Genomic DNA, 25,461 nt, shown 5'->3' with positions numbered 1-25,461 from the left:
CCTGCCGGGGCTTGCGGATTACTGATTCGTGCCAATACTTATGCCTTGTCATGAACGGCGAGGGCCGCGGTGAGCGGAGTCGAAGGCGGAACACGCCTCCCGCGAAGCGAACGCGGACCCGAGCGCGACCGTGTCAGGGAAAAGAGGCACGATGAAAAAGATCATTATCCGCAAGCCCGGCACGGTGCGGCTCACCGGAACGTCGAGCGTGATTCACAAAGGGTGACCTGGAGCCCTCGGCAGAACGGCCGCCCCATCTGGGTTCGGGGGAGGCTCTCCCGTGATCGCCAGGCCGCCCTCCACGCTCTGGAGCTTCCTCCACCCGTGGCGCCTCTGATCAACGGGCATCGACGGCTGCGCGGTCCCTACACCGTCGGGGGCGCGCTGCTGCGTGCGCTCGTCCCGGCGGCGCTGGAGCGCGCCCCCGACCTGGTCGTCGCGCACGCCGTCGCGATCCGGGCCGCCGCCCCCGACCTCCGGCCGCTCGTGCCGTTCCAGGCGGAGCCGCTCGGCGACGGCCTCCACGAGGACGAGCGGATCCTGGTGCCGGCCCCCCGGCGGACGCTGCGCCTCGCCAACGGCATCGCCGAGTTCGTCCGGGACCGTCTGGACGGGCCGCGCGCGCTGCTCGTCGACAACGTCCATGAGGCCGACGCCACCGATCTTGAGCTGCTGGCCGTGCTCATGCGCCGGGTTCCCGGCCTGACCGTGGCCGTCGGCGCTCCCACGTCACCCGGCGGATGGAGCGAGGCGGACGTCGTCCTGGTCACGGCGCCGCCTGTGGAGGACGACACCGAGAACCGCGTCGAGAACTACGCCGAGGACTTCATCGCCTCGGACGGCACCACCGACGACCCTCGGGCGTACGCGGCCTATCTGGCGCTGCCGCCGGCGGAGCGGGCCCGGGCGCACGACCGGAGGGCGGCCGAGCTGTCCGACGAGCACCTGCTGGGGGCGGTGCCGTACCACCGAGAGCTGGGCGGCGACCGGGAGGCCGCGCTGGCCGCGCTGTGGACGGCCGTGGACCACTGCGTCGGCGAGGGCTTCCTGCACGCGGTGGCCGAGCTCGGCCCGCGCGGGCTGCGTCTGGCCGCTCCCGGATCCGATCTATGGTGGCGCTTCGCGCACCGCACCGCGACCGCGATGGCCGGGATCGGCCGCCGGGCGGAGGCGTTCGAGATCTACGAGAGTGCTCGCCGCGCCAGCGTGGACCCCGCCGTCCACGCCGCGGCCGCGTACGGCACGGCCATGCTGGACGCGCGTGACCCCGACCCGGCGCGGCGCGACCTCGGCCGGGCCATGGGGTGGATCAACGAGGCGATCGCCGTCTCGACGCTGCTGCCCGACCGCCGGGAGCGCGCCTTCAAGCTCGGCTTCGACCGCAACGGGCGGGCGCTGATCGAGCTGCGGCAGGGCCGGATCGACGAGGCGCTGCGCCTGGTCGAGTCGGCGATCGAGCTGGCCGAGCGGGACCTTGCCCCGGACGCCCATCCCCAGCACCGGATGGTGCTGTTCGCCAATCGGGCGCAGCTTCTGGCCCGGGCCGGCCGGCGCGAGGATGCGCTGAAGGACTTCGACCGGGCCGTCGCGATCGATCCCGCGTTCCCCGACCACTATCTGGATCGCGGCAACCTGCTGCTCGCGATGGGCCGGCCGCAGGACGCGCTCGCCGACTATGAGACCGCGATCAGGCTCGGCCCGCCCTTGCCTGAGGCGTACTACAACCGCGCCGAGCTGCTCCTGTCCGCCGGTGACCTGGACGCGGCCCTGGCCGACCTGGACCACGTTCTCGAGCTGGACCCGGCCTTCCTGGACGCCTACGTGAACCGCGCGGGCGTCCTGGCGATGCTCGACGAGCACGAGGCGGCCCGGCGCGACGTCGAGGCGGGGCTGGAGATCGACCCGGGCAACGCGCACCTGCACGGCGTGCTCGGCCAGCTCGAAACCGCGGCCGGCCGGTACGGCGAGGCGCGCGCGGCGTTCGACACGGCGCTGGCGCGGGATCCGGGGCTCGCCGGAGCATGGGCGAACCGGGCGATCCTGCGCTACCAGACGGGTGACCTCGACGGCGCCGTGGCGGATCTGACCCGGGCCATCGAGTTCGGCGAGGACGCCGCCCTGTACGCCAACCGCGCCGTCGCCCTGCGCGACCTCGGTCGGCCGGACGAGGCCGCCGCCGATCTGAAGCGGGCGCGGGAGCTCGATCCCGGCGTCGACGTGGAGAACTGAGCCGGCGTCGCGGGGGCGGTATCATCCTCAGTTTGAGGCGAGAGCGCCAAGAAACCCAAGGATCAAGCCATGACTGCTGACTATGTGCTGACCATCTCCTGTCCGGATCGTCCTGGTGTGGTCGCCGCCGTCTCGGGGCTGCTGGCCGGGCACGGCTGCAACATCACCGAGAGCCAGCAGTTCGGGGACCCCGTCGCCAAGCGCTTCTTCATGCGCGTCCAGTTCACCGGCGATCTGCAGCTCGACGAGCTGCGTACGGCCTTCGCCGCGCTGGCGCCCGAGTACGGCATGGACCTCCAGCTCTTCGACCAGGCGGTCAAGCCGCGGGTGCTGGTGCTGGTCAGTAAGTTCGACCACTGCCTCAACGACCTGCTCTACCGGGCGCGCTCCGGACTGCTGGACATCGAGATCGTCGCAGTCGCCTCCAACCACCCCGACCTGCGGCCGCTCACCCAGTCGTACGGCATCGACTACCACCACCTGCCGGTCACGCCGGAGACCAAGCCGCGGCAGGAGGCCGAGATCCTCGCGCTGGTCGAGCACTACCAGGCCGATCTGGTGGTGCTCGCCCGGTACATGCAGGTGCTCTCGGAGGAGCTGTGCGCCAAGCTGGCGGGACGGGTGATCAACATCCACCACTCGTTCCTGCCGTCGTTCAAGGGGGCCAAGCCGTACCACCAGGCGTACGCGCGGGGGGTCAAACTGATCGGCGCGACCGCCCACTACGTGACGCACGACCTGGACGAAGGGCCGATCATCGAGCAGGAGGTCGCGCGGGTCAACCACACCCACTCGCCCGAGGACCTCGCCGCGATCGGCCGTGACGTCGAACGGCAGGCACTGGCCCGCGCGGTCCGGTGGCACGTCGAGCACCGGGTGCTGCTCGACGGCCACAAGACGGTCATCTTCCCCCGATAGGGACCACCGCCACCATCCGCGCGGGTACGGCCGGGCCTGAGCGGGCCCGGCCGTACCGGCCGGTCAGGCGAGCCCGGTGTGCCGGGCGAGGAAGGCGAGCTGGTCGGCCGCGAGATCGACGCTCCGGCTCACCGCACGCGCGCCGTGCCCGACCTCGGCCTCGTTGCGCAGCAGGATCGGGCGGTCGGCGGCCTGGGCGTGCTGCAGGGCGGCGGCCATCTTCCAGGCGTGCAGCGGATGGACCCGGGTGTCGGAGGCGAAGACCGTGAACAGCGTCGCCGGATAGGAGACGCCGTCGCGGACGTGATGGTACGGCGAGTAGCCCCACAGCCAGCCGAACTCCTCCGCCACGGAGGCGGAGCCGTACTCGACGTTCCAGGTTGCGCCGAGACCGAACTTCTCGTAGCGGATCATGTCGAGCAGCGGCGCGGAGCAGACCACGGCGGCGTACAGCTCGGGCCGCTGGGTGAGCGCCGCGCCGACCAGCAGGCCGCCGTTGGAGCCGCCGGAGATGCCGAGTTGCTCGGGCGTCGTCACGCCGGTCGCGATCAGGTGCTCGGCCGCCGCGTGCAGGTCGTCGTACACGTTCTGCTTGTTGCCGAGCATGCCGGCGCGGTGCCACTGCTCGCCCTGCTCGCCGCCGCCCCGGAGCTGGGCGATGGCGTAGACGCCGCCCGCCTCGACCCAGGCCAGGATCGAGCCGGAGTAGCCCGGGGTCATGGGGATGCCGAAGCCGCCGTAGCCGTACAGGATGGTGGGCCGGGGGCCGGAGCCCTCACGGGAGATCACCAGCATGTGGACCTCGGTGCCGTCCTTGGAGAGGTAGACCACCTGCTCGGTGTTCACCGAGGGCACCTCGACCGCGCCGGGTGAGGCGGCCCAGAGCGACGTCTCGCCGGTGCGCGCGTCGAAGCGGTAGACGCTCGGCGGCGTGGTGTTGTCCGTGTACGAGAACCACGCCTCGTGGCCGCCCTCGGGGCGCTCGGTCATGCCGCCGATGGAGCCGAGGCCGGGCGTCGGCACCTCGCCGATCCGGACGCCCGTCTCCAGCGTGTGGATCGAGATCTCGGAGATGGCGTGCCGGGTCCAGCCGACGAGCATGACAGGCTCGTCCAGGTCGTCGAGGATCGCGAAGTCGGAGAGCACCGCCTCGGAGTCCTCGGGGATCAGGTCGCGCCAGTGCTCGTACGTCGGCGTCTCGGGCGAGGTCACGCAGATCCGGGCCCGGGACGCGTCCCGGTCGGTGAACACGTACAGCCGGCCGTCGCGGCCGAAGTGCAGGCCCGTCTGCGCGTCGACGCCCTCCTGGACGGTGACCAGCGCGGGCGCCTCGACCGGCGAGGCGGTCAGGTCCGCCACCCACAGGTCGTTGCGCGGGGCGGTGCCCTGCGAGGCGGAGACGGTCAGCCAGCGGCCGTCGCGGGAGACCGAGACGCCGTAGTAGTTCGTCTTCTCCAGCCCTTCGCCGAAGATCAGCACGTCGTCGTCCGGAGACGTGCCGACCCGGTGCAGGTAGACCCGCCGGTGGAACTGCTCCTCGCCCTCGGGGACCTCCGACGGCGCCAGCTTGCGCACGTAGTAGAACGCCTCGCCGCCGGGCAACCAGGCGACGGGGGAGTAGCGGCACCGGTCGATCGGCCCCTCGACGGCCTCCCCCGTCTCGACGTCGAGCACGTGGAGCCGGGACTCCTCGTCGCCGCCGACCGAGATCTGGTACGCGAGGCGGGCGCCCTCCTTGTCCGGCTGGTACGTGTCCAGGGTGGTCAGCCCCGAGGGGTCGAGCGCCATCGGGTCGATCAGCGCCCGCTCGCCCTGCCCGTCCGCCACGTACAGGACCGCGTGCTCCTGGTCGGGCGTGCGGCGCATGAAGAACCGCCGCTCGCCGCGCCATGCGGGCGGACCGACCGAGCCGGAGCGCAGCAGCGCGGCGATGCGCTCACGGAAGCGCTCACGGCCGGGCAGCTCCGTGCTCTTGAAGAGGACGTCCTGCGCGTCCAGCCACTCCTTGGTGGCCGGGTCGTCCGCGTCCTCCAGCCATCGGTAGGGGTCGGGGACGGGGGTTCCGTGCAGGTCGTCGACGATGTCGTCGCGGCGGGCGGGTGGATACGACAGTCCGGTCATGCCTCGCACTTTAAAGCAGGTCACCGACAGGAGCGCGCCGCTCGTCAGGAGTAAAAAGAGCCTCGAAAGGGGATAAACGTCAACAGGCGTCCCAATCGTGAACCTCACTCGCGCTTTATGGGGTGGCGGATGGGGCGCGGCAAAGGCCACACTTTGGTGGAGGGCGGTGCCGTGGTGACCATCCGCTGGACCGTCCGGCGGAGGTCCCTGTGACGGAAGCACCCGGGTCCCAACCGACGGGACCACAACCAGGGCGCACAGCCGTGCTCCCGCGCCATCTCAGCCCGGCTCACGAGATGGCCGAGGAGGTCGGCTGATGCGCCAAGTACTCCTTCTCAACGCCACCTACGAGCCGTTGACCACGTTGTCCCTGCACCGGGCGGTCATCCTGGTGCTGCGCGACAAGGCGGAGGTCGTTCATCAGGACGGACGGGGGGCCGTGCTGCGCTCGGCGAGCCGCACCCTCGACGTGCCGTCGGTGATCCGGCTGAGGCGTTATGTCCGCATCCCCTATCGGTCCCGCATCCCGCTCACGCGGGCCGCGCTCATGCGGCGGGACGACTTCCGCTGCGCGTACTGCGGGCAGCGGGCCGAGACCATCGACCATGTCATCCCGCGTTCCAAGGGGGGTCCCCACACCTGGGAGAACTGCGTCGCCTCCTGCATGCCGTGCAACCACCGCAAGGCGGACCGGCTGCTCGAGGACCTGGGGTGGACGCTGCGCGTCACCCCGGCGGTGCCACACGGCGCGCACTGGCGGCTCATCGGTGCGCAGCTCGACGGCGACCCGCAGTGGGCGCCCTACCTCGCCGAGTCCGCCGCCTGACCAGGACCCGGATGACCGACCAACCGACGTGGACCTTCACCGCCGACGTGGCGACTTTCGCCGCGGCGGCCGAGGGCTGGCTGCTGCGCGACCCGGTGCGCAACACGGCCGCGCTGACCGTGCTCCGGAGCCTGCGGAGCGGCCAGTTCTCGGAGGACCCGCTCATGGGGTGGTTCACCGAGGGCGGTTCGGTGGAGGGGGCGGTGATCCACACCGCCCCCTACCCGCTGCTGCTCGCCGCCATCCCCTTGGACGCCATCCCGTCCCTGGTGAGCGAGCTGATCGCCCTCGGCAGGTCGCTGCCCGGCGTCAGCGGCCCCCTTGAGCAGGCGGAGGCGTTCGCCCGCGCCTGGTGGGAGCCCGATCGGGGCCGCCGCTCCGAGCGCCTCTACCGGCTCGGGACCCCGGCCCCGCCCACCGTTCCGGGCGCGGCCCGTACGGCCGTCGCCGCCGACGTGCCGCGGGCCGTCCGGTGGATCCGGGAGTTCGAGGTGGAGGCGGGTGTGAAGGTGGGCGCCGACCCCACCCCCGTTGTCGCGGCCCGGATCAACAGGAACGAGTTCGTGTGGTGGGAGGACGGCGGCCGTCCCGTCGCGCTGGCCGGCGTCTCGGCGCCCATCGCCGGCATGTCCCGGGTGGGGCCGGTCTACACTCCGCCGGAGTTCCGCGGCAGGGGGTACGGCTCGGCCGTCACGTACGCCGTGACCAGGAAGGCGCTGGACGAGGGGGCCGCCGAGGTACTGCTCTTCGCCGACCTGGCCAACTCGCGTTCGAACTCCATCTATCGGGCACTGGGGTACGAACCCGTGACCGACTACGCCTCCATCCGCTTCCACTGAGGGACTCGCGGCCTGTGCGAGGCGGGCGAGCTGCCCGGGTCGCGGCCCTTGGTCCAGGTGCTGCCCCGGCTCGACCCCACCGCCGGAACAAGGCCGTACGCTACGGACATGCCTCGTTATGACTACCGTTGCCGCTCCTGCGGATCGACCTTCGAACTGAACAGGTCCATGGCTGAGGCCAACGCGCCCGCCACCTGCCCCTCGGGACACGACGACACGGTGAAGCTGCTCTCGGCCGTGGCCGTCACGGGCGGCGCCGCCGCCCCGCGTTCCAGCGGTGGCGGCGGCGGTTGTTGCGGTGGCGGCTGCTGTGGCTGACCGGACTCAGGCCGCGGCGCGGCGCTGGAACGGCAGGTAACGCTCGGGAAGGTGGGGGCGGGCCGGCAGGTCGGTGGGCTCGACCGCGGCGACGCGGTCGAGCCGGAACGCCCGGATCCCGCCCCGCATCCGGCACCAGCCCACGAGGTACCAGTGGTCGCGGTGGGCCATGAAGGTGACCGGTTCGACGTTCCGGGTGGTCGTCCGGCCCGCGGCGTCGTGGTACTGGATCCGGAGCACCAGCCGGGCGGTGATCGCGTTGGCGATCACCCTGGCGCGCCGGGCGACGTCGGCGGGGAGCGGCGTGGTCAGCGTGGTCAGAGTGGTGGCGATGACGTCGTCATTCAGGTCGAGGTGCTGGAAGGCGTGGCGCAGCCCGCGGCGGGCGGTGACGGACTGCGGGCCGGCCCCGAGGTGGGCCAGGGACAGGGCCAGTGCGGCGAGCTCAGCGGTCGTCAGGGTGTTCCTAATGACGTTGGCCATACCATAATTTTAGATCTCACGACCGACATTTTTTCGAACGCGTTGTCGGCGGAGAGGTGATTGTTCCCTCTCGGAGAGCCCGTTCCCGAAGCACCCTGAAACGGCCGGAGGGGACCGGGGCCCACCGCCCCCGATCCCCTCCGTATGACGGATGACCGACTAGCGCGAGAGCTGCGAGACGTCCCTGGAGGCCCCGGTCGAGGCGGAGGTCGTCAGGGCCGCGTACGCCTGGAGCGCCGCCGACACCGGCCGGTTGCGCTCGCGCGGACGGTAGCCGCCGAGCTCGTCGAGCAGCCGCTCCCGACGGGCGGCCAGCTCACTCTCGGCCACCTTCACCTCGATCGAGCGGGCCGGGATGTCGATCTCGATGAGGTCGCCGTTCTCGACCAGGGCGATGAGCCCGCCCTCGGCCGCCTCGGGAGAGGCGTGGCCGATGGACAGACCGGACGTGCCGCCGGAGAAGCGTCCGTCAGTGACCAGCGCGCACGCCTTGCCCAGACCCTTGCCCTTGAGGAAGCTCGTCGGGTAGAGCATCTCCTGCATGCCGGGGCCGCCCTTGGGGCCCTCGTAGCGGATCACGACCACGTCGCCCGCGGAGACCTTGCCCGAGAGGATGCCGTCGACAGCCTCCTCCTGCGACTCGAACACCACCGCCGGGCCGGAGAACTTCCAGATCGACTCGTCCACACCTGCCGTCTTGACGATGCAGCCGTCGGGGGCGATGTTGCCGTACAGCACGGCGAGGCCGCCGTCCTTGGTGTAGGCGTGCTCGGCGTTGCGGATGCAGCCCTCGGCCCGGTCGAGGTCGAGCGAGTCCCAGCGGGCGTCCTGCGAGTACGCCTTGACCGTGCGGGTGTTGCCCGGCGCGGCGTGCCAGAGCTCGATCGCCTCGTCGCGGACCTCCGGCGACTTGGGGTCCCAGGCGGAGAGGTACTCGCCGAGCGAGGAGGCGTGGACGCTGTGCGCGTCGCGGTGCAGCAGCCCGGCCCGGTCCAGCTCGCCGAGGATGCCGGGGATGCCGCCGGCGCGGTGCACGTCCTCGACGTGGTACTTGGCCGTCGCGGGAGCGACCTTGCACAGGCAGGGCACCCGCAGCGACAGCTCGTTGATCTCCTTGAGCCCGAAGTCGACGCCGGCCTCGCGGGCCGCCGCGAGCAGGTGAAGGATCGTGTTCGTCGAGCCGCCCATGGCGACGTCGAGCGCCATGGCGTTCTCGAACGCGTCACGGGTGGCGATGCTCCTCGGCAGCACCGACTCGTCGTCCTGCTCGTAGTAGCGCCGGGCGATCTCGACGACCGTGCGGCCGGCCTCCTCGAACAGGGCCTTGCGCGCCTTGTGCGTGGCCAGGGTCGTGCCGTTGCCGGGCAGCGCCAGGCCGATCGCCTCGGTGAGGCAGTTCATCGAGTTGGCGGTGAACATGCCGCTGCAGGAACCGCACGTCGGGCAGGCGTTCTCCTCCATTTCGAGGAGGGCCTCGTCGCTCACGCTGTCGTCCGCCGACGCGATCATCGGGTCGATCAGGTCGAGCTTGCGGCCGGGGGTCTTGCCCGCCTCCATGGGGCCGCCGGAGACGAACACCGTCGGGATGTTCAGCCGGAAGGCGGCCAGCAGCATGCCGGGGGTGATCTTGTCGCAGTTGGAGACGCAGATCAGCGCGTCCGCGCAGTGGGCGTTGACCATGTACTCGACCGCGTCCGCGATGAGCTCGCGCGAGGGCAGCGAGTACAGCATGCCGCCGTGGCCCATCGCGATGCCGTCGTCGACCGCGATCGTGTTGAACTCGCGGGGGATCGCCCCGGCCTCGCGCACCGCGGCGGCGACGACGTCGCCGACCTCGCGAAGGTGGACGTGACCAGGGACGAACTGGGTGAAGCTGTTGGCCACCGCCACGATGGGCTTCCCGAAGTCACTCCCGGCTACACCGGTCGCCCGGAGCAGGGCCCGGGCACCGACCATGTTTCTGCCGTGTGTGACCGTACGAGACCTGAGGGCTGGCATGACGACGCTCCCATCGAAGACAGTGAGTCCTCAAATGGTACGGCCGTCGCCGGGGGAACCGGTTCGCGTGCTCAGCTCTCGGGATAACGCGGCGGCAGAACGCGCTCGGCGGCGCGGTAGATGGAGTCGATTTCCGCCGACGTGAGCGACCGCTCCCGCTTGGTGATCCACTTGCGGACCATGCTGCCGGAGAAGACGTCCACCTCGCGCACATTGAGGATGCGCCAGGGGATGGACGGCCCGTAGATCGCCAGCGAGGGGACCACCTGGATCTCGCGCCCCAGGGCCTTGCCGATCAGCTCGCTCGCCTGGGACGCCTCCCAGCGCGCCTCGTCGAGTCGCGGCTTCTGGTTGAACGGCCCGTGGAACAGCTTGCGGTGGGACTGCACCCGCACCGGCAGCCGTTTGTCCCACTTCTCGGAGTCGACGGCGTAGACACCGGTCGGGCCGATCACGAGATGGTCGATCTGCGCGTCGCTGCCCGGGACGGCGCGGGCGTGGAGCGTGCGGTAGCCGCTGCGCTCAAGCCGCTTGAGCTGGTACTCGGTGCGCCGCTCCGCCGCGGAGGGCCGCCGCCACGCCGGGACCGAGGACACGCTGCGTGCCCGGTACATCGTGTCGGCGATGGCCGCGACGATCGCGGCGGTCAGACCGATGCGCCAGCCGCCGAGCAGGAACCCGACCACCAGGCCGGCGGCGAGGGCGACCAACGCCCGTCGCAGCAGGTGGCGGTAGTCGAACCGACTGGCGAGAGCCTGCAGGGAGGCCCGCTCCACCGGGGCGTAGGTGGTGGACGCGGCCTCTTCCGGCGGCGTCGCGGGTCGATCCGACGACTCGTCACTCACCCAGATCGGTGACGTATCGTGACCGTCTTCTGGCGCTAGACCGGTATCCACATCACTCACCGTAGTTGAGCCTTCGGCGGGTTGCCTAGTGTTGGGTGGTTCATACTTTTGTGGCTGGCTTCACCGGATTGATCGGCCCGCCAGTGGGTATCGTCTCTAGATATCTTCGCGCCGCGGGCCTACCGTGCGGTAGTGGCCCACATTCACGATCTTACTGCGCTGGAGCAGGCGGCAGCCGTACGGAACAGGGAACTGTCACCTGTCGAGATCACCGAGCACTACCTGGAACGAGCCGAGCGGCTGAACGGAGAGGTCGGCGCGTTCGTCACCCTCACCGCCGACCGGGCTCTGGAAGAGGCACGCAAACTGGAGGCCCAGGCCCTCGCGTCCGACGACCCGCCTCCGTTCCTCGGCGTACCGATCCCCGTCAAGGACCTCAACCTGGTGAAGGACGTGCCGATCTTCTTCGGCTCCGCCGTCTACGAGGGTTTCGTCGCGCCCGTTGACGACAGCGTCGTCGAGCGGCTGCGCGACGCCGGCACGATCATGCTCGGCAAGACGAGCACGCCCGAGTTCGGGCTGCCGTGCTACACAGAGACCGCCGTCGGCCCGCCCGCGCGTACGCCGTGGGACCTGGCGCGCTCGGCCGGAGGGTCGAGCGGGGGAGCGGCCGCCGCGGTCGCGGCCGGTCTGGCTCCGGCGGCGCACGGCAGCGACGGGGCGGGCTCCATCCGGATCCCCGCCTCGGTCTGCGGCCTGTACGGCATCAAGCCGACCCGCGGCCGTATCTCGTTCGCGCCGATCGTCCCCGACCTCGCCGGCCTGTCCACCAACGGCCCGATCACGCGCGACGTCGCCGACGCGGCGGCGCTGCTCGACGTGATGGCCCACAACAACCCCGGCGACCTGTACTGGGCCCCGCCGCCGGAGCGCGGCTCCTTCTCCGCCTACGTCGGCGTGGAGCCCGGCCGGCTGCGGATCGCGCGGTACGCCACGCCGGCCGTCCCGGACGCGGACGTGCACCCGGAGGTGCTGGCCGCGTACGAGAGCGCGTCCGCGCTGCTGGAGTCGCTGGGGCACGAGGTGGTGGACATCGATCCGCCCTTCGGCGCCGACGTGGTGCCCGAGTTCGTGAAGCTGTGGTTCACGTTCGCCTGCATGCACCCGGTGGCCGAGGGGATGGAGTCCCGGCTGCGCCCGCTCACCGCCTGGCTGCGGGAACGCGGTTTCGCCACCCCGGCCCCCGACTTCCTCAAGGCGCAGTCGGCGCTCCAGCTCGCCACCCGCTTCGCGCTGCTCGTCACCGACGAGTACGACGCCGTGCTGACGCCCACCGTGACTAGGCCGCCCGTCCCGGTGGGCTGGTTCGAGGACGTGGAATCGCCCGAGGAGACCTTCGAGCGGATGAAGCGCTTCGCGCCGTTCGCCGCCACGTACAACATCAGCGGGCAGCCGGCGGTCAACCTGCCGCTGCACTGGTCGGCCGAAGGGCTGCCGGTCGGCGTCATGCTCGCCGGGCGGTTCGGCGACGAGGGGACGCTGATCTCGCTCTCGGCTCAGATCGAGGCGTCCGTGGGCGGCTTCTGGGGCGAACGCCGGCCGTCCGTGTGGTGAGCCCGGGCGGCCCGCCGGCCCCGTGCAGGCGGGCTCGACCCGTTCTCACCTGCGGAGTTACCGTGATGAGGTGCACAGTGAGCTGCAGATCGCCGGATTCCTCATCGGGGTGGCTGCGGGGCTCTTCCTGCTGATCTCCCTGGCGGTCCTCGCACTCGGGCGCCCGGCCAGGACCGAGGCCGTGCCGGGCGAGGAGGTCTGGTTCGGCGGGCCCGGGAAGACGGAGCACGGGGCGGACACGTCCGTCCTCGTGCTCACCGGCCGCCCGGCGCACTGGCTGCCGGCGATCGACGTCGACTGGAAGGCGATGGCCAGGGATGTGGAGCCGCAGGCCCACACCGGCGGCGCCTCCGCGGGATGGTGAGGGCCGTGCGCGCGCTGACTCCTCTGCAGATCGACGACATCCGCTCCGCGCGCAAGGCGGCCGAGGCCCGCACCGGGCTGCGCTTCGCGGTCTATCTCGGGCGGGCCGAGGGGCCGAGGCGGGAGTTCGCCGAACGGCTGCACGGCGCGCTCGGCGACGTCGCCGACCGGGCGGTCCTCATCATGGTCGACCTGGAGGGCCGGGCCCTGGAGATCGTGACGGGTGAGCGGGCCAGGAAGCTGCTCACCGACGGGGAGTGCCGGCTCGTGGCGGTCTCCATGGCCGCCGCCTTCGCCGCGGGCGACCTCGCCGGCGGCCTGGTCACCGGCCTCGCCGCCCTGGCCGACTGCGCCGCCCGCGTCTAGCGCTCCTCCAGGAGCTTCACCAGGTGGACCGACACGTCGGCCAGCAGGGAGGCCGGCTGTACGGGCGCGGCCGCGACGGCGGAGAACAGGCCGGGCAACCCGGGCAGGGCGAAGCCGTCGTCCTCGGTCGCCCGGTGGCCGACCTCGTTCTTGTCCAGCAGGGAGCGGCTGCGCTGCCACGCGTCCCGGACCTCCTCCGGCGACGGCACACCGAAGCCGTGGCCGACCGGCGCGGCGTGGCGGAGCCGTACGAGCGGGGTCTCGGCGAAGGCCAGTGCGACGCGGGCACGGAGGGCGAGATCGTCCTTCTCCGGCACCCAGTCCATGGCGGTGCAAGGGGTGCGGCAGCGGGCCACGCAGGTGGCCAGGGCGCCGGCGACCTGGCTGTGCTGCCGGTCGAAGTAGGCGCGCCAGCCCTGGCCGGGCTCGACCGCCACACGCAGCGTCCGCTCGGCGGCCGACTTCTCCGCCCGCGTGTGGTCGCACTCCCGGTCGCCGATCGAGCCGAACCTGCTGCCCGGGGCGCGCAACCCCTCGGGCCAGCGCACCGGGTCGCCCGCGTGGCCGAGGGCGGGCTCGAACGCGAGCAATGGGAGGTACTCGCTGGCGATGTGGACCGCCGAGATCATAGCGCTGAGGTCGCGCCGCCTCCAGCGGATGTCGATCACCTCCAGGAGCAGCGCGTACGAGGGCCGCAGCGACTCCAGGGCGCCGCGCGGCTGCTCGCGGGACGTCTGCGGCATGTGGCAGGCGCGGGCGCGGCGCCGAAGGTCGGCAGGGACGCTGCGCGCGTCGTTCTCGTCGGCGAAGTCCTCGGCGTCCAGGGTGAGCAGCCGCTGGCCGAACTCGCACACCGAGGTCACCTCGTCGGTGCGCTCTCCGAGCCCCAGGACCTCGGGAGCGAGGGCTTCGACGTCACCGAACGAATAGCGCTGTGCGAGCGCGGTCAACAGGTTCCTGGCCGACTTCATCGAATCACCATCTCATGGCCAACCGTCATTCCTGTCGGTGGTCGAAGATCCGGACCTCTCGGGGGATCTCCGGGGCGATGACGCGGTGCCGTCGTACCCGGCCGTTCCCTGGAGGAGGGACCGCTTGATCCGATCCAGCCGAGATTCCTGCCGGCCCCGGGCGCGCACCCTCTCTCCCTCCAGAAGGGACATCCGAGTCGCTCGGGGCAGGACATCGAGAACGGGAAAGGCCCCGGCCGGTGTGGGCCGGGGCCTTTCCGTCGATCGGACGTTGCCGCGTCAGACGGCCGAGGCGTCCTTCTCGCGGGCGCGCAGCGCCCGGCTGATGCCGTCCGCGCCTTCGAGAACCAGACGGCGCAGCGCGTGCGGCGGCTGGGTCGCGGAGATGTGGTCCTGCGTCCGCGCGACGGTCTCCGGCCTGATCAGCAGGGCCGGGTAGCAGCCGATCACGAAGTTCTGCGCGCTGTCGGAGGTCCACTCCTTCCAGATGCGGCCGACCTCCTCGAAGTACTTCTCGCTGTACGGCTCGAGCAGTTCGACGTGGTTCGGGTCCATGAACCCGCCGATCGTGGAGCGCAGCACCGCGCCGCTCAGCGTGCCGCCGGTGATGGCCGACCAGGTCTCCGCCTTGGCCTCGGGGGTGGGAATCGACGCCCGGCACATCGCGGCGGAGCGCTCGCCCTTGGCGGTGGCGTCCCGCTGGAGTTCGGCGTCGATGTCCGCTGCCCCCAGGACGCCTCCGGAGACCAGCGCCTGGGTGAGCGTCCAGCGCAGGTCGGCGTCGACCGCGAGCCCCTCGGGGGCGGCGGTGCCGTCGAGGATGCTTTCGACGAACGCCAGGTCCTCGGCCGAGACCGCCACCGAGGTGAAGGCGTTGACGTAGGCGAGCTGGTGGTCGGAGCCCGGCGCGGCCGACGCGACCAGGCCGCGCAGCGCCCGGGCCAGCTCGGACATGCCCTCGTTCACCCAGGCGGGGTCGGCGTACTGCTGCACGGACAGCCGGGCCTGGCGCAGGACGGTCTGCACGACCGTGATGTCCTTGACCGAGTCGATGCCGGAGACGACCAGCTTGACGTAGTCGCGGGTGGCCATCTCGGCGTCCCGGGTCATGTCCCAGGCGGCCGACCAGCAGAGGGCGCGGGGCAGCGAGTCGGTGAACGCGGTGATGCCGCCGTCGACCAGCGTCCGCAGGGACCGCTCGTCGAGCCGGATCTTGGCATAGGTGAGGTCGTCGTCGTTGACCAGGACGACGTCGGGCTGGACCTCGCCGACCAGCGCGGGGACCGCGGTGCGGGCGCCCACGACGTCGAGCTCGACCCGCTTGGTGCGGGTGAGCACGCCGTCGATCATGGAGTAGAGGCCGATCGCCACGCGGTGCGAGCGGAGCGTCGGGTGCTCCTGCGGGGCCTCCTGCAGCACGTCGAAGGTGAGGAAGCGGCCCTCGTCGTCGGTGGTGAAGGACGGGCGGAGCGTGTTGACCCAGGAGGTTTCCAGCCACTCCTTGGACCAGGACGACAGGTCGCGGCCGGAGGTGCGCTCCAGCGCCGTCAGCAGGTCCTGCAGGGTGGTGTTGCCCCAGGCGTGCTCGTTGAAGTAGTCGCGGACGCCGGCCAGGAAGTTGTCCAGACCGACGTAGGCCACGAGCTGCTTGAGCACCGAGGCGCCCTTGGCGTACGTGATGCCGTCGAAGTTGACCTCGACGGCCTGCATGTCCGGGATGTCGGCGGCGATCGGGTGGGTCGAGGGGAGCTGGTCCTGCCGGTACGCCCAGGCCTTCTCGACGTTGGCGAAGGTCGTCCACGCGCCCTGGCCCCAGCGGGTGGCCTCGGCCTGGCACAGCACCGACATGTAGGTGGCGAACGACTCGTTCAGCCACAGGTCGTCCCACCAGCGCATGGTGACGAGGTCGCCGAACCACATGTGCGCCATCTCGTGCAGGATCGTCTCCGCGCGGCGCTCCACCATGGCGTCGGTGACCCGCGACCGGAAGACGTAGTCCTCTAGGAAGGTGACCGCGCCCGCGTTCTCCATCGCGCCCGCGTTGAACTCCGGCACGAAGAGCTGGTCGTACTTGCCGAAGGGGTAGCGCAGGTCGAAGACGCGGTGGAAGAAGTCGAAGCCCTGCTTGGTGACCTCGAAGATGTTGTCCGCGTCGAGGAACTCGGCCAGCGACTGGCGCACGTAGATGCCGAGCGGGATGCCGTCGTGCTCGTCCCTGACCACGGCGTACGGCCCGGCGATCAGCGCGGTGATGTACGTGGACATGACCGGCGTGGCCGGGAAGTGCCAGCGCCTGGCCGCCTGCAGCGTGCCGTGCCGGCCCTCGTGCGCCTCCAGCTCCTCGATCGAGTCGGGGGCGGCGTTGGAGACGACCTCCCAGTCACCGGGCGCGAGCACGGTGAGCTCGAAGGTGGCCTTCAGGTCGGGCTGGTCGAAGCAGGCGTACATGCGGTGCGCGTCGGCCGTCTCGAACTGGCTGTGCAGGTAGACGCGCTGGTCGACCGGGTCGACGAAGCGGTGCAGGCCTTCGCCGGTGCGCATGTAGGACGCGTCGGCGTCGACGCGCAGCACGTTCTGCTCGGCCAGGCCGGGCAGCGGGAGACGGCCCTTCTCCGCGTCGTAGGTGCTCACGTCGAGCGCCACGCCGTTCAGCTTGGCGGACCTGACGTGCGCGCCGTGCAGGTCGATGAACGTGTCCGCTCCCGGTTGGCTGGAGGTGAAGTGGACCGTGGTGATGCTCTCGAACCGCTCCTCGCCCTCCGTCAGGTCGAGTTCGACCGCGTAGGACTGGACGGTCAGCAGCCGGGCGCGCTCCCGGGCCTCGTCACGGGTCAGATTCCCTGCCACATCCGCTCCTCATCGCATGCCCCACCGCCCCTTCGCGGAGGGGATGAACCGATCCTGCCATGCCGTGACGATGGAAATCGCCTTGAAATCGGCCGGTGGAATAGCGAGATCCGGCCATCGGTTACGCACCGATGCAACCACATTGCCCATCGAGAGGCCTCTTCATATGTCCGAGACCAAGACCGTTGACTTCTGGTTTGATCCCTTCTGCCCGTGGGCGTGGATCACCTCCCGCTGGATGGTCGAGGTCGAGCGCGAGCGCCCGGTGCGTACGCGCTGGCACATCATGAGCCTCGCCGTGCTCAACGAGGGCAAGGACATCCCGGAGGAGTACCGCGAGAAGCTCAGCCGGGCGATCGAGCCGGTGCGCGTGCTGGCCGCGGCCGCCGACAAGTACGGCGAGGAGGTCCTCGGTACCCTCTACACGGAGCTCGGCACGCGATTCCACAACGGGGGCCGGCGCAAGCAGCCGCAGTCGTGGACGGAGACGATCGCGGAGGCGCTCACGGCCGCCGGGCTCGCCCCCGAGCTCGTCGCCGCGATGGAGTCGGAGGAGTTCGACGACGCGATCCGCGCCTCACACGACAAGGGCATCGAGCTGGTCGGCGAGGAGGTCGGCACCCCGATCATCGCCGTGGACGGCGTGGCGTTCTTCGGCCCGGTCGTCTCGCCCATCCCGCGCGGCGAGGACGCGGGCCGGCTCTGGGACGGCGTCCTGCTCGTGGCGGGCACGGACGGCTTCTTCGAGCTCAAGCGGTCCCGCACCCGCGACGCGATCTTCGACTGACCTCGCATTTCCGGCTAATGCGGACTCTGAGCTGCTTGTCAGGCTCTGTTTGTCTATCGCGCTAGCCTGGACGCCGCGCCGGGGGGCGCACCCTCACCATCCGGAGTCGCACACAAGGATGAGGTTCATGCGTCAGCTGTACGTGAACGGAGCCTGGCTCTCGTCCACCTCGGGTGAGGGGGTCGATGTGGTCAACCCCGCCACCGAGGAGATCATCGATCGCGTCCCCGCCGGCTCGCCCGCCGACGTCGAGCCGGCGGTCGCCGCCGCCCGCGCCGCCTTCCCCTCGTGGTCGCGTACGGCGCCGACTGAGCGCGGCAAGCTGCTCGCCGCGGCGGCCGGGCTGCTGCGGGAGCGGGCGGAGGAGATCGCGCGGACGATCGCGACCGACATGGGCGCTCCTTACCCGGTCGCCCTGCAGGTGCAGACGCTGATGCCCGCGGGCGTGCTCGAGAGCTACGCGCGGCTCGCGGAGGAGTACGACTTCGACCGGGGCCGGGTCGGCAACTCGCTCGTCGTCAGGGAGCCCGTCGGCGTCGTCGGCGCGATCACGCCCTGGAACTACCCGCTGCACCAGGTGATCTGCAAGGTCGCGCCGGCGCTCGCGGCCGGATGCACCGTCGTCCTGAAGCCGAGCGAGGTGGCGCCGCTCGCCGCGTACGCGCTGGCGGACATCTTCCACGAGGTGGGCCTGCCCCCGGGCGTCTTCAACATGGTGAGCGGGCGCGGTTCGGTCGTCGGCGAGGCGCTGGTCACCCACCCGGACGTCGACATGGTCTCCTTCACCGGCTCAACCCGCGCGGGGCGGCGGGTCGCCGCGCTGGCCGCGGAGACCGTCAAGCGGGTGGCGCTCGAACTCGGCGGCAAGTCCGCGAACCTCATCCTCCCCGACGCCGACCTGGCGGCCGCCGTCAAGGTCGGCGTCGCCAACGCCTTCCTCAACTCGGGCCAGACCTGTTCAGCGTGGACCCGCATGCTCGTCCACTGGGACCAGTACGACGAGGCGGTGCGGCTCGCCGTCGAGGCGGGGCGCAAGTACACGGTGGGCGACCCATTCGCCGAGGACACCCGCCTCGGGCCGCTGGTCTCCGCCGCGCAGCGCGACCGCGTGATCCGCTACATCAACCGGGGCCAGGAGGAGGGGGCGCGCCTTGTCCTCGGCGGCACCGACGCCCCCCTCGAACGCGGCTACTACGTCGAGCCCACGATCTTCGCGGGCGTCGCGCCCGGGATGACGATCGAGCAGGAGGAGATCTTCGGGCCGGTCCTGGCGATCGTGCCCTTCGGCTCGGAGGACGAGGCCGTCCAGATCGCCGACGGCACGCCGTACGGCCTCTCCGGGGCGGTGTGGGCGGGCACCGAGGAGCGGGCGCTCGCCGTGGCCCGCCGGCTCCGCACCGGCCAGGTGGCCGTCAACGGCGGCCGGTTCAACCCGCTCGCGCCGTTCGGCGGCTACAAGCAGTCGGGCATCGGCCGCGAGCTGGGCGAGGCCGGCCTGGAGGAATACCTGGAGACGAAGGCGATCCTGCTCTAGGGGGTCTGCAGGAGGATCTTCCTGCGGTCGTCCTTGGGCAGCCTGTCCACGTACAGGGTGCCGTTGAGGTGGTCGAACTCGTGCTGGAAGCAGCGGGCCAGCATGCCGCGCGCCTTGACCGTCACGGGCCGGCCGAGCCGGTCGAACCCGCGGAGCGTGACGCCCGCGGCCCGCGCGGTCGGGGCGTACAGCGGCTTGCCGGTCTCCTTGCCGGGCACGGACAGGCAGCCCTCCTCCTCGACGACCTCCTCGGGGTCGTCGATCGTGAGCTCGGGGTTCACCACGTGGCCCTTGCGGTTGCTGATGTCGTAGACGAAGAGCCGCCGTCCCACGCCGATCTGCGGGCCGGCCAGTCCCACGCCGTCGGCCATGTACATGATCGAGAACATCTCGTCGATGAGCCGGCGCAGTTCCCGGTCGAAGTCGGTGACCGGCTCGGCGGGGGTGCGCAGGACGGGGTCGCCCACGTAGCGGATCTCGCGCATGTCTCTCCTGGTCTGTCGGCCTCCGCTGCTGCCCGGTAAGGAGTCACGGGGGCGGTGGCTTGTTACTTTAGTGGAGCCCCTGAAGTCATGTCTCCGGTGAGCACCTGCGAGACTTGGGCCGTGCGTGTCTACATCGGTGCCGACCATGCCGGCTACGAGCTCAAGAACCACCTCGTCTCCTGGCTGAAGGAGCAGAACCACGAGGTGATCGACTGCGGTCCGTTCGTCTACGACGCCGAGGACGACTATCCGGCGTTCGTGCTGCGCGCCGCCCAGGGAGTGGCGGGCGACCCCGGCAGCCTCGGCGTGGTGCTCGGCGGCTCCGGCAACGGTGAGCAGATCGCGGCCAACAAGGTGCGCGGCATCCGGGCCGCGCTCGCGTGGAACGACGACACCGCGCGGCTCGCCCGCGAGCACAACGACGCCAACGTGATCAGCCTGGGCGGCCGGATGCACCCCGTCGAGGACGTGGTGCGCTTCGTGGAGATCTTCCTCTCCACGCCGTTCTCCGGGGCCGAGCGGCACGCCCGCAGGATCGGCCAGCTCTCCGACTACGAGGCGACCGGCGAACTGCCGCCGCTGCCGTAGTCGTCGCGCCGGTAGGCGGGCGCCATGTGTGCCCGCCTATCGGCGTTCTGTCACTCCGCCGGCCGTTCCTTCCCGCGACGTGTCTCACGCCGCGGCATCTCGTCGCGCAGCAGCCGCCGGTCGGCGACCTCCTGCTGCTCCGGGGTGGGCCGGGACACGTCCCGGGCCCGCATCGCGACGACCGTCGTAATCTGCAAGTTCTGCAGCGCCATGAGGCGAGCCTAGAAGATCAGGCCGCCCCACGGGCGCGGCTCCCACGACATCGCGGTGGACAGCGCGCGCAGCGCGCCCTCGCTGTGCTCGGTGACCAGGCCCGCCGCGCCCAGCGCGGTCAGGGGACGCCCGCCCAGGTACGCGGCGCCGAGCGCGTCCACGGGCAACGTCACGTCGGCGGGGTCGCCGGTCCGCTCGCAGGACGCCTTCGCCGTGCCGGGTCCCGCGCTCGCGACCAGCCGGAAGCGGCCCGCGTTCCACGGGCACACGCGGTCCTCCACCTCGATCACGAGGTCCACAGGGGAGGCGTAGGCGCGGGAGGCCAGCGCGCGGTCCACGTCCACCAGGCGGATCCACAGGTCGTCCAGCCAGCCCGCGTTGAGCTGCCGGGGCTCGGCCAGCAGATGCACGATCGGGTCGTCCACCGGGCGCCCCCAGACGCGCAGCCGCGCGCACAGGTCCCGGTCCAGCACGGTCCGCCAGGTCAGCGCGTACGCCGCGGGATCGGTGGCGAACAGCTCCCGCAGCAGGATCTCCCCGTCGGGCACGCTGTGCTCGGTCCACCCGTCCTTGACCCGGAACAGGGCGTAGCCCCGCGGCCCGTGGTCGTCCTCGACGATCACGCAGCGCAGCGGACCGTTCCCCCTGCGCTGGGGCTCCTCGTCCCCGAGGACGCTGAGGCGCCAGCGCGCGTCGGATCGGGTGTACAGGCCCGGCCGGGTGGTCCGTACGGACTCGAAGACCTTCTCCACGTCGGCCCGGGCCGCCGCCGGATCGGCGAGACGCACGCGCAGGGACGGGTCCGAGGGGGCGTCGCGCCGGAACGCCGAGCGCGCGGTCGGGATGCGGAAGAAGACGCTGTCGGCGGCTCTGCCGTACCCGAACCGGCCGTAGATCGCCGCCTCTGAGGCGTAGAGCGCGGCGACGGACTCGCCCTTCTCGTGCAGGTCGCCGAGCTGGCGGGTCATCAGCGCGGTCAGGACGCCCTTGCGGCGGTGCGAGGGGAGCACGCCCACGGCGGTGACCCCGGCGACCGGCAGGGGACCGCCCGGCACGGTCATCGTGAGGCTCGCCACGACGGTGCCGCCGACGAGGAGGTCCCCGTCGAATGCCCCCAGCGAGCGGTCCACCTCGAACAGCTTCCGCCAGTGGTCACGTTCCTCGGTGTCGGGGGAGTTGAACGCCTCGCGCTGGACCCGGACGAACTCCGGCCAACCGGACTCTGTGATGGGACGAACCAGGACACTCATCCGCTCACAGTAGAAGCGTGTAAAGGTCGGAGGCCAGCGAATAACCCTCGGTCCTCGGTGATCTAGGCCTTGGTCAAGTGGCTGCCCTCACCGGCGGCGGGCGGATACAGTCGAGGTCATCATGAGTTCCCGTCGGACGCCGCTCATCCCTCCACGGCTCCGTGCTCTGCTGGTGCGTGTGCCGCTTCTGGTGCCGCTTGTCCGATTGGTAAGGAAGAGTTCGTCGAAGGATCGCCATCGCCTGATCATCCTGGTCGTCGCCACGCTGCTCGTCGGCGTGCTCGACATCCAGGTGTCCGATCACTGGTTCTCACCCGCCCTGCTGGTGCCCCTGATGCTCATCGGCGGCCTCCAGCTCCGGCTGCGCAGCCTGGCCATCCTGCTCTGCGCGGTCGTCGCGTCTCTCCTCTACATGGCCGTGGCCGGAGGCGTCATGCGGCTCGGGCCGGGGTTGATCATCACCGTCGCCTTCACCGCCGCGCTCGCCTGGATCATGGCCCGTACGCGCGCCAAGCTCGGCGTGCAGGGCCTGCGCGGCGACGCGATGCTGCTGGAGCTGCGCGACCGGCTCAAACGCCAGAGCGAGTTGCCGCACCTCCCCAAGCACTGGGGCGGCAAGGTGGTGCTCAAGCAGGCCGGAGGCTCCTCCTTCGGGGGCGACTTCGTGGTGTCCGTACGGCAGGGCGACCGTGTGGAGATCGCGGTCGTCGACGTCTCGGGCAAGGGCGTGGACGCCGGCACTCGAGCGCTGATGCTCTCCGGGACCTTCGGCGGGCTGCTCGGCTCGGTGGACGACTTCCTGCACGCGTGCAACTCCTACCTGCACCGGCAGCGCGGCGACGAGGGATTCGTCACGGCCGCCCACCTGAGTCTCGACCTGTCCACGGGTGAGTACGTCATCACCTCGGCGGGACACCCGCCCGTCGTCAAGTTCGACGCCGGCACGGGCACCTGGCACGTCGCCACGGCGAAGGGCGTGGTGCTCGGCGTCGTGCCCGACCTGCACTGCGAGCCCGACACCGGCGTGCTGCGCAAGGGCGACGCCCTGATGCTCTACACCGACGGCCTTATCGAGCAGCCGGGACGTGACATCGACGCAGGGCTCGACCGTCTGCTGGGCGAGGCCGAGCGGCGGCTGCTGCCCACCGGATACCGGGAGGGCGCCCGGCAGATCGTCAACTCCATGTCCGCGGGGCACAACGACGACTGCGCCCTCGTTCTGATCTGGCGCCCATGAGCCACTGAACGGTGGGTTACGCTCGACACGGGCAACGCACGGAAAGACACTTCTCCTCCACGGGGGTACGCGCTGATGAACTGGCTGTTCTTAGCCGGATTCCTGGTCCTTTTCGCGGGCCTTCTCCTCTCCATCGCGTTGCACGAGATCGGGCACCTCGTCCCCGCCAAGCTCTTCGGCGTACGCGTGACGCAGTACATGGTGGGCTTCGGCCCCACGCTGTGGTCGCGAAAGCGCGGCGAGACCGAGTACGGCGTGAAGTGGCTGCCCTTCGGCGGCTACATCCGCATGATCGGCATGCTGCCCCCGCGGCCGAGTGACGATCCGACCAAGCTGCGCAGCGTCTCGACCGGTCCGTGGCAGGGCCTCATCGAGAACGCCAGGGCCGTCGCCTCCGAGGAGATCCGCCCCGGCGACGAGGACCGCGTCTTCTACCGCAAACCGTGGTGGCAGAAGGTCATCATCATGTTCGGCGGGCCGGCGATGAACTTCGTCCTGGCCTTCGCGCTGTTCTCGGTCGTTTTCATGGCCTTCGGCGTTGCCGTGTCCAAGCCGGTCGTCTCCACGGTGTCCCAGTGCGTGGTGCCGGCCACCCAGGTCGAGCAGCGCGAGTGCCGCGCCGGGGACCCGCCCACTCCGGCGGCCAAGGCCGGGCTGCTTCCGGGCGACCGCATCGTCGCCGTCGGCGGCACGCGGGTCGACTCGTGGGAGGCGGCCACGGCGCGGATCCGCGCGCACGGGGCCGGCCGTACAGACCTGGGCGTGGTCCGGGGCGGCAAGGAGATCACTGTCGCGGTGGACCTGATCGCGCAGGACCGCCCGTCCGTCGACGACCCGGACAAGATCGAGAAGAACGTCGGTTTCCTCGGCGTCGCACCGACGGTCGTGATCGAGAAGCAGGGCCCGGGCTACGTCGTCGGGCAGATGTGGGACTTCACCCAGCGCACCGCCAGCGCCATGGTCAACATCCCCAAGAAGATGGTGGGCGTCTGGCACGCGGCCTTCTCGGGTGAGAAGCGCGACCCGAACGGGCCGGTCGGCATCGTCGGCGCGGGCCGGATCGGCGGCGAGATCGCCGCGTCGTCGGCCCCGCTGGAAAACAAGATCATCTTCTTCATCAACCTGCTCGCGAGCCTGAACCTCGCGGTCGGCATGTTCAACCTCATCCCGCTGCTCCCGCTCGACGGCGGACACATCGCGGGCGGTCTCTGGGAGGGGCTCAAGCGCGGCATTGCGCGGATCAGCCGGCGCCCCATGCCCGGGTACGTGGACGTCGCCAAGGCGCTGCCGCTCACGTACGCCATGGCGGCCCTGCTGCTGGTCATGGGCGGCCTGCTGGTCTACGCCGACCTGGTGAACCCGATCCGCCTGTCCGGCTGACCGCCGCGTCCCGGTGTTGATCACGCGGGCGGGCGCGCCCCGGGGGCGGGGGCGCGCCCGCCCGCGCGATCGCGGGGGGTGGGGCGGATGGCTTCAGTACATCGAGATGTGCACGTGGTCGTAGTGGTTGGCGGTGATGCCGCCGCGGTTTGACATCGCCCGCCAGCCGGGGCTGCCGAGGTTGTAGATCCGCTGCTGCCAGATCACGTACTTGACACCCAGCTTGGGGCCGTTCTTGATGGCCCAGGCGGCGATGCTGTCGCCCAGGGCCTTCATGCTCGAGATCGGCATGGTGCCGCCGGAACTCATCATGAAGTCGCAGGCGCGGCCGAGAGGATGCTCGCCGCCGTCGTTCTCGGCCCGGTAGCAGCCGACCGCGAACTTCAGGTCGAAGTTCTTGCTGATCTGGTCCTTCATCAGCCGGGTCCGCGGCGTGATGTTGTCGCTGCCCGAGGGCAGCTCCGGAGCCCAGCCGCCGCCGGAGAGTCTGCCCGGCGCGACCGGCACGAGCTGGTCGAGCTTGGCCTTGATGTCGTCGATCAGCTTCTCGGCGTCCTTGCGCTGCCGGGCGACCTCCTCCGACCGCGTCTTGATCTCCGCGATCAGGGTGGCGGCCGCGTCCGCCGCGGCCTTGCGCTCCGTCTTGAGCGTGGCGAACCGCGAGACCACGACGGCCTGCTCGTCCTGGAGCTGGGCCAGCACGGCCGCCCCCTGCAGGTCGGGGGTGCCGAACAGGCCGAGGTCGTTCGTCTGGTAGCGGAGGCCCGCGAGGCTGACCATCTCCCGCCGCGCGGCCTCGAAGTCGCTCTCGGCCCTGGCCAGCCGATCCTTGGCCGCCTTCTGCGACTCCTGGGCCTTGGCGAGCTCGACCCGCTTGGCGTTGTAATCGGCGATCAGTTTGTCGACCTTCTTGCGCAGGTCGGCGAGCTGTTTCTTGAGCTGGGTCTCGCTCGGCTTGGGAGCGGCATCGACGGCCGACGCCGTACCGAAGACGAGTGCGGCGGCGGTCAGCGCGGCCGCGGCCGCCGGAAACGCGCGGGGCAGAGCCCACTCCTCTCCATCTGCCGGCCGGGTTAGCTGACGGGTTCGGACTGGAGAAGTCCGGGCACATGCGTGCCTTCACCCCAGGTGCTCGGCGTCCATCCCGTACGAGGACGGATCGCCACAAGGTCGTGGGTCCCCGGCTCCCGGGCGAGGCGCCCGGGATTAGGCGCACCGGCGGTGACCACCGGTGCGATGGATAGTAGTG

At 70.9% G+C, this 25,461-nt stretch carries 23 protein-coding genes and 1 riboswitch; of the genes, 13 read left to right on the top strand and 10 right to left on the bottom strand.

The features are described from left to right. Nucleotides 1–324: 324 nt before the first annotated feature. Nucleotides 325–2,229, top strand: coding sequence for a tetratricopeptide repeat protein (locus tag AWQ68_RS32375; RefSeq protein WP_245656323.1), 1,905 nt, complete (start codon nucleotides 325–327; stop codon nucleotides 2,227–2,229). A gap of 69 nt (nucleotides 2,230–2,298) precedes the next feature. After that, on the top strand, nucleotides 2,299–3,147 hold the full coding sequence (gene purU / locus AWQ68_RS32370; RefSeq protein ID WP_066947904.1) for a formyltetrahydrofolate deformylase: 849 nt from the start codon (nucleotides 2,299–2,301) through the stop codon (nucleotides 3,145–3,147). A 63-nt stretch (nucleotides 3,148–3,210) separates the two neighbouring features. Here the strand turns inward: purU and AWQ68_RS32365 are convergent, their stop codons facing one another. Next, on the bottom strand, nucleotides 3,211–5,268 hold the full coding sequence (locus tag AWQ68_RS32365; protein WP_066947901.1) for a prolyl oligopeptidase family serine peptidase: 2,058 nt from the start codon (nucleotides 5,266–5,268) through the stop codon (nucleotides 3,211–3,213). Nucleotides 5,269–5,584: 316 nt separating this feature from the next. On the opposite strand from AWQ68_RS32365, the gene AWQ68_RS32360 reads away from it, so the two are divergent. From AWQ68_RS32360 to AWQ68_RS41470, 3 genes are all read left to right on the top strand, one after another. Further along, nucleotides 5,585–6,094 (top strand): HNH endonuclease, encoded by a 510-nt coding sequence (locus AWQ68_RS32360; RefSeq protein WP_066947898.1) that lies wholly within the window; start codon nucleotides 5,585–5,587, stop codon nucleotides 6,092–6,094. Between the two features lie 11 nt (nucleotides 6,095–6,105). Then, nucleotides 6,106–6,933 (top strand): GNAT family N-acetyltransferase, encoded by an 828-nt coding sequence (locus tag AWQ68_RS32355; RefSeq protein ID WP_066947895.1) that lies wholly within the window; start codon nucleotides 6,106–6,108, stop codon nucleotides 6,931–6,933. Between the two features lie 108 nt (nucleotides 6,934–7,041). After that, on the top strand, nucleotides 7,042–7,251 hold the full coding sequence (locus tag AWQ68_RS41470; protein WP_084464629.1) for an FmdB family zinc ribbon protein: 210 nt from the start codon (nucleotides 7,042–7,044) through the stop codon (nucleotides 7,249–7,251). Between the two features lie 6 nt (nucleotides 7,252–7,257). On the opposite strand, the gene AWQ68_RS32350 is transcribed toward AWQ68_RS41470, so the two are convergent. From AWQ68_RS32350 to AWQ68_RS32340, 3 genes are all read right to left on the bottom strand, one after another. Continuing rightward, nucleotides 7,258–7,734 (bottom strand): helix-turn-helix transcriptional regulator, encoded by a 477-nt coding sequence (locus tag AWQ68_RS32350; RefSeq protein ID WP_066947893.1) that lies wholly within the window; start codon nucleotides 7,732–7,734, stop codon nucleotides 7,258–7,260. Between the two features lie 159 nt (nucleotides 7,735–7,893). Continuing rightward, nucleotides 7,894–9,732, bottom strand: a complete 1,839-nt coding sequence (ilvD, locus tag AWQ68_RS32345) for a dihydroxy-acid dehydratase (RefSeq protein ID WP_066947890.1) — start codon at nucleotides 9,730–9,732, stop codon at nucleotides 7,894–7,896. Nucleotides 9,733–9,803: 71 nt separating this feature from the next. Continuing rightward, the gene (locus AWQ68_RS32340) at nucleotides 9,804–10,577 is read right to left on the bottom strand and encodes a nuclease-related domain-containing protein (protein WP_245656320.1); all 774 of its coding nucleotides are present in this window, start codon (nucleotides 10,575–10,577) and stop codon (nucleotides 9,804–9,806) included. Nucleotides 10,578–10,769: 192 nt separating this feature from the next. Between AWQ68_RS32340 and AWQ68_RS32335 the strand changes: the two genes are divergently transcribed. The 3 genes from AWQ68_RS32335 to AWQ68_RS32325 all read left to right on the top strand — a co-directional run bounded on the left by AWQ68_RS32335 (nucleotide 10,770) and on the right by AWQ68_RS32325 (nucleotide 12,920). Then, nucleotides 10,770–12,191: an amidase gene (locus tag AWQ68_RS32335; RefSeq protein ID WP_066947885.1), complete on the top strand. Its 1,422-nt coding sequence runs from the start codon at nucleotides 10,770–10,772 to the stop codon at nucleotides 12,189–12,191. Between the two features lie 70 nt (nucleotides 12,192–12,261). Beyond that, nucleotides 12,262–12,555 carry a hypothetical protein gene (locus AWQ68_RS32330; RefSeq protein WP_066947882.1) on the top strand — a complete coding sequence of 98 codons (294 nt, stop codon included), beginning with the start codon at nucleotides 12,262–12,264 and terminating at the stop codon, nucleotides 12,553–12,555. Between the two features lie 5 nt (nucleotides 12,556–12,560). Further along, complete coding sequence (locus tag AWQ68_RS32325; protein ID WP_169809027.1) at nucleotides 12,561–12,920, top strand: TPM domain-containing protein; 360 nt, start codon at nucleotides 12,561–12,563, stop codon at nucleotides 12,918–12,920. Here AWQ68_RS32325 and AWQ68_RS32320 read toward each other — a convergent pair. Together AWQ68_RS32320 and pepN are read right to left on the bottom strand one after the other, a co-directional pair. Next, nucleotides 12,917–13,891, bottom strand: a complete 975-nt coding sequence (locus AWQ68_RS32320; protein ID WP_066947879.1) for a hypothetical protein — start codon at nucleotides 13,889–13,891, stop codon at nucleotides 12,917–12,919. The genes AWQ68_RS32325 and AWQ68_RS32320 overlap by 4 nt on opposite strands. A gap of 279 nt (nucleotides 13,892–14,170) precedes the next feature. Continuing rightward, entirely contained in the window at nucleotides 14,171–16,738 is a 2,568-nt protein-coding gene (gene pepN, locus AWQ68_RS32315) for an aminopeptidase N (RefSeq protein ID WP_066947876.1), read from the bottom strand. A gap of 166 nt (nucleotides 16,739–16,904) precedes the next feature. On the opposite strand from pepN, the gene AWQ68_RS32310 reads away from it, so the two are divergent. Together AWQ68_RS32310 and AWQ68_RS32305 are read left to right on the top strand one after the other, a co-directional pair. Further along, nucleotides 16,905–17,525: a mycothiol-dependent nitroreductase Rv2466c family protein gene (locus AWQ68_RS32310; RefSeq protein ID WP_066947873.1), complete on the top strand. Its 621-nt coding sequence runs from the start codon at nucleotides 16,905–16,907 to the stop codon at nucleotides 17,523–17,525. Nucleotides 17,526–17,652: 127 nt separating this feature from the next. Beyond that, on the top strand, nucleotides 17,653–19,059 hold the full coding sequence (locus tag AWQ68_RS32305) for an aldehyde dehydrogenase family protein (RefSeq protein ID WP_174554171.1): 1,407 nt from the start codon (nucleotides 17,653–17,655) through the stop codon (nucleotides 19,057–19,059). On the opposite strand, the gene def is transcribed toward AWQ68_RS32305, so the two are convergent. Then, complete coding sequence (gene def, locus AWQ68_RS32300) at nucleotides 19,056–19,544, bottom strand: peptide deformylase (protein WP_066947869.1); 489 nt, start codon at nucleotides 19,542–19,544, stop codon at nucleotides 19,056–19,058. The genes AWQ68_RS32305 and def overlap by 4 nt on opposite strands. Nucleotides 19,545–19,664: 120 nt before the next feature. On the opposite strand from def, the gene AWQ68_RS32295 reads away from it, so the two are divergent. Next, nucleotides 19,665–20,132: a ribose-5-phosphate isomerase gene (locus tag AWQ68_RS32295; protein ID WP_066948044.1), complete on the top strand. Its 468-nt coding sequence runs from the start codon at nucleotides 19,665–19,667 to the stop codon at nucleotides 20,130–20,132. Nucleotides 20,133–20,182: 50 nt separating this feature from the next. On the opposite strand, the gene AWQ68_RS42975 is transcribed toward AWQ68_RS32295, so the two are convergent. Continuing rightward, complete coding sequence (locus AWQ68_RS42975) at nucleotides 20,183–20,344, bottom strand: hypothetical protein (protein ID WP_157546019.1); 162 nt, start codon at nucleotides 20,342–20,344, stop codon at nucleotides 20,183–20,185. A gap of 9 nt (nucleotides 20,345–20,353) precedes the next feature. Continuing rightward, complete coding sequence (locus AWQ68_RS32290) at nucleotides 20,354–21,595, bottom strand: GNAT family N-acetyltransferase (RefSeq protein WP_066947867.1); 1,242 nt, start codon at nucleotides 21,593–21,595, stop codon at nucleotides 20,354–20,356. A 121-nt stretch (nucleotides 21,596–21,716) separates the two neighbouring features. Between AWQ68_RS32290 and AWQ68_RS32285 the strand changes: the two genes are divergently transcribed. Beyond that, nucleotides 21,717–22,832 carry a PP2C family protein-serine/threonine phosphatase gene (locus tag AWQ68_RS32285; protein ID WP_066947864.1) on the top strand — a complete coding sequence of 372 codons (1,116 nt, stop codon included), beginning with the start codon at nucleotides 21,717–21,719 and terminating at the stop codon, nucleotides 22,830–22,832. A gap of 75 nt (nucleotides 22,833–22,907) precedes the next feature. Continuing rightward, entirely contained in the window at nucleotides 22,908–24,212 is a 1,305-nt protein-coding gene (locus AWQ68_RS32280; protein ID WP_066947863.1) for a M50 family metallopeptidase, read from the top strand. A 93-nt stretch (nucleotides 24,213–24,305) separates the two neighbouring features. On the opposite strand, the gene AWQ68_RS32275 is transcribed toward AWQ68_RS32280, so the two are convergent. Then, the gene (locus AWQ68_RS32275; protein WP_245656318.1) at nucleotides 24,306–24,992 is read right to left on the bottom strand and encodes a VldE C-terminal domain-containing protein; all 687 of its coding nucleotides are present in this window, start codon (nucleotides 24,990–24,992) and stop codon (nucleotides 24,306–24,308) included. Nucleotides 24,993–25,260: 268 nt separating this feature from the next. Beyond that, nucleotides 25,261–25,435, bottom strand: a riboswitch (cyclic di-AMP (ydaO/yuaA leader). Between the last annotated feature and the right edge of the window lie 26 nt (nucleotides 25,436–25,461).

It is taken from the genome of Microtetraspora fusca, assembly GCF_001570365.1.
GTDB classification, from domain to species: domain Bacteria; phylum Actinomycetota; class Actinomycetes; order Streptosporangiales; family Streptosporangiaceae; genus Microtetraspora; species Microtetraspora fusca.
The sequence above is the reverse complement of the archived record's forward strand: the minus strand, read 5'-3'. Positions and strand labels throughout refer to the sequence as shown.

What these genes read in the sequence shown, in the direction of transcription:
- AWQ68_RS32365 (WP_066947901.1), bottom strand. Translation starts at nt 5,268, where the DNA reads ATGACCGGACTGTCGTATCCACCCGCCCGCCGCGACGACATCGTCGAC.
- AWQ68_RS32275 (WP_245656318.1), bottom strand. Translation starts at nt 24,992, where the DNA reads ATGGTCAGCCTCGCGGGCCTCCGCTACCAGACGAACGACCTCGGCCTG.
- AWQ68_RS32310 (WP_066947873.1), top strand. Translation starts at nt 16,905, where the DNA reads ATGTCCGAGACCAAGACCGTTGACTTCTGGTTTGATCCCTTCTGCCCG.
- AWQ68_RS32360 (WP_066947898.1), top strand. Translation starts at nt 5,585, where the DNA reads ATGCGCCAAGTACTCCTTCTCAACGCCACCTACGAGCCGTTGACCACG.
- ilvD (WP_066947890.1), bottom strand. Translation starts at nt 9,732, where the DNA reads ATGCCAGCCCTCAGGTCTCGTACGGTCACACACGGCAGAAACATGGTC.
- AWQ68_RS42975 (WP_157546019.1), bottom strand. Translation starts at nt 20,344, where the DNA reads ATGGCGCTGCAGAACTTGCAGATTACGACGGTCGTCGCGATGCGGGCC.
- AWQ68_RS32355 (WP_066947895.1), top strand. Translation starts at nt 6,106, where the DNA reads ATGACCGACCAACCGACGTGGACCTTCACCGCCGACGTGGCGACTTTC.
- AWQ68_RS32305 (WP_174554171.1), top strand. Translation starts at nt 17,653, where the DNA reads ATGCGTCAGCTGTACGTGAACGGAGCCTGGCTCTCGTCCACCTCGGGT.
- AWQ68_RS32280 (WP_066947863.1), top strand. Translation starts at nt 22,908, where the DNA reads ATGAACTGGCTGTTCTTAGCCGGATTCCTGGTCCTTTTCGCGGGCCTT.
- purU (WP_066947904.1), top strand. Translation starts at nt 2,299, where the DNA reads ATGACTGCTGACTATGTGCTGACCATCTCCTGTCCGGATCGTCCTGGT.
- AWQ68_RS32285 (WP_066947864.1), top strand. Translation starts at nt 21,717, where the DNA reads ATGAGTTCCCGTCGGACGCCGCTCATCCCTCCACGGCTCCGTGCTCTG.
- def (WP_066947869.1), bottom strand. Translation starts at nt 19,544, where the DNA reads ATGCGCGAGATCCGCTACGTGGGCGACCCCGTCCTGCGCACCCCCGCC.
- AWQ68_RS32290 (WP_066947867.1), bottom strand. Translation starts at nt 21,595, where the DNA reads ATGAGTGTCCTGGTTCGTCCCATCACAGAGTCCGGTTGGCCGGAGTTC.
- AWQ68_RS32320 (WP_066947879.1), bottom strand. Translation starts at nt 13,891, where the DNA reads ATGAAGTCGGCCAGGAACCTGTTGACCGCGCTCGCACAGCGCTATTCG.
- AWQ68_RS32350 (WP_066947893.1), bottom strand. Translation starts at nt 7,734, where the DNA reads ATGGCCAACGTCATTAGGAACACCCTGACGACCGCTGAGCTCGCCGCA.
- AWQ68_RS41470 (WP_084464629.1), top strand. Translation starts at nt 7,042, where the DNA reads ATGCCTCGTTATGACTACCGTTGCCGCTCCTGCGGATCGACCTTCGAA.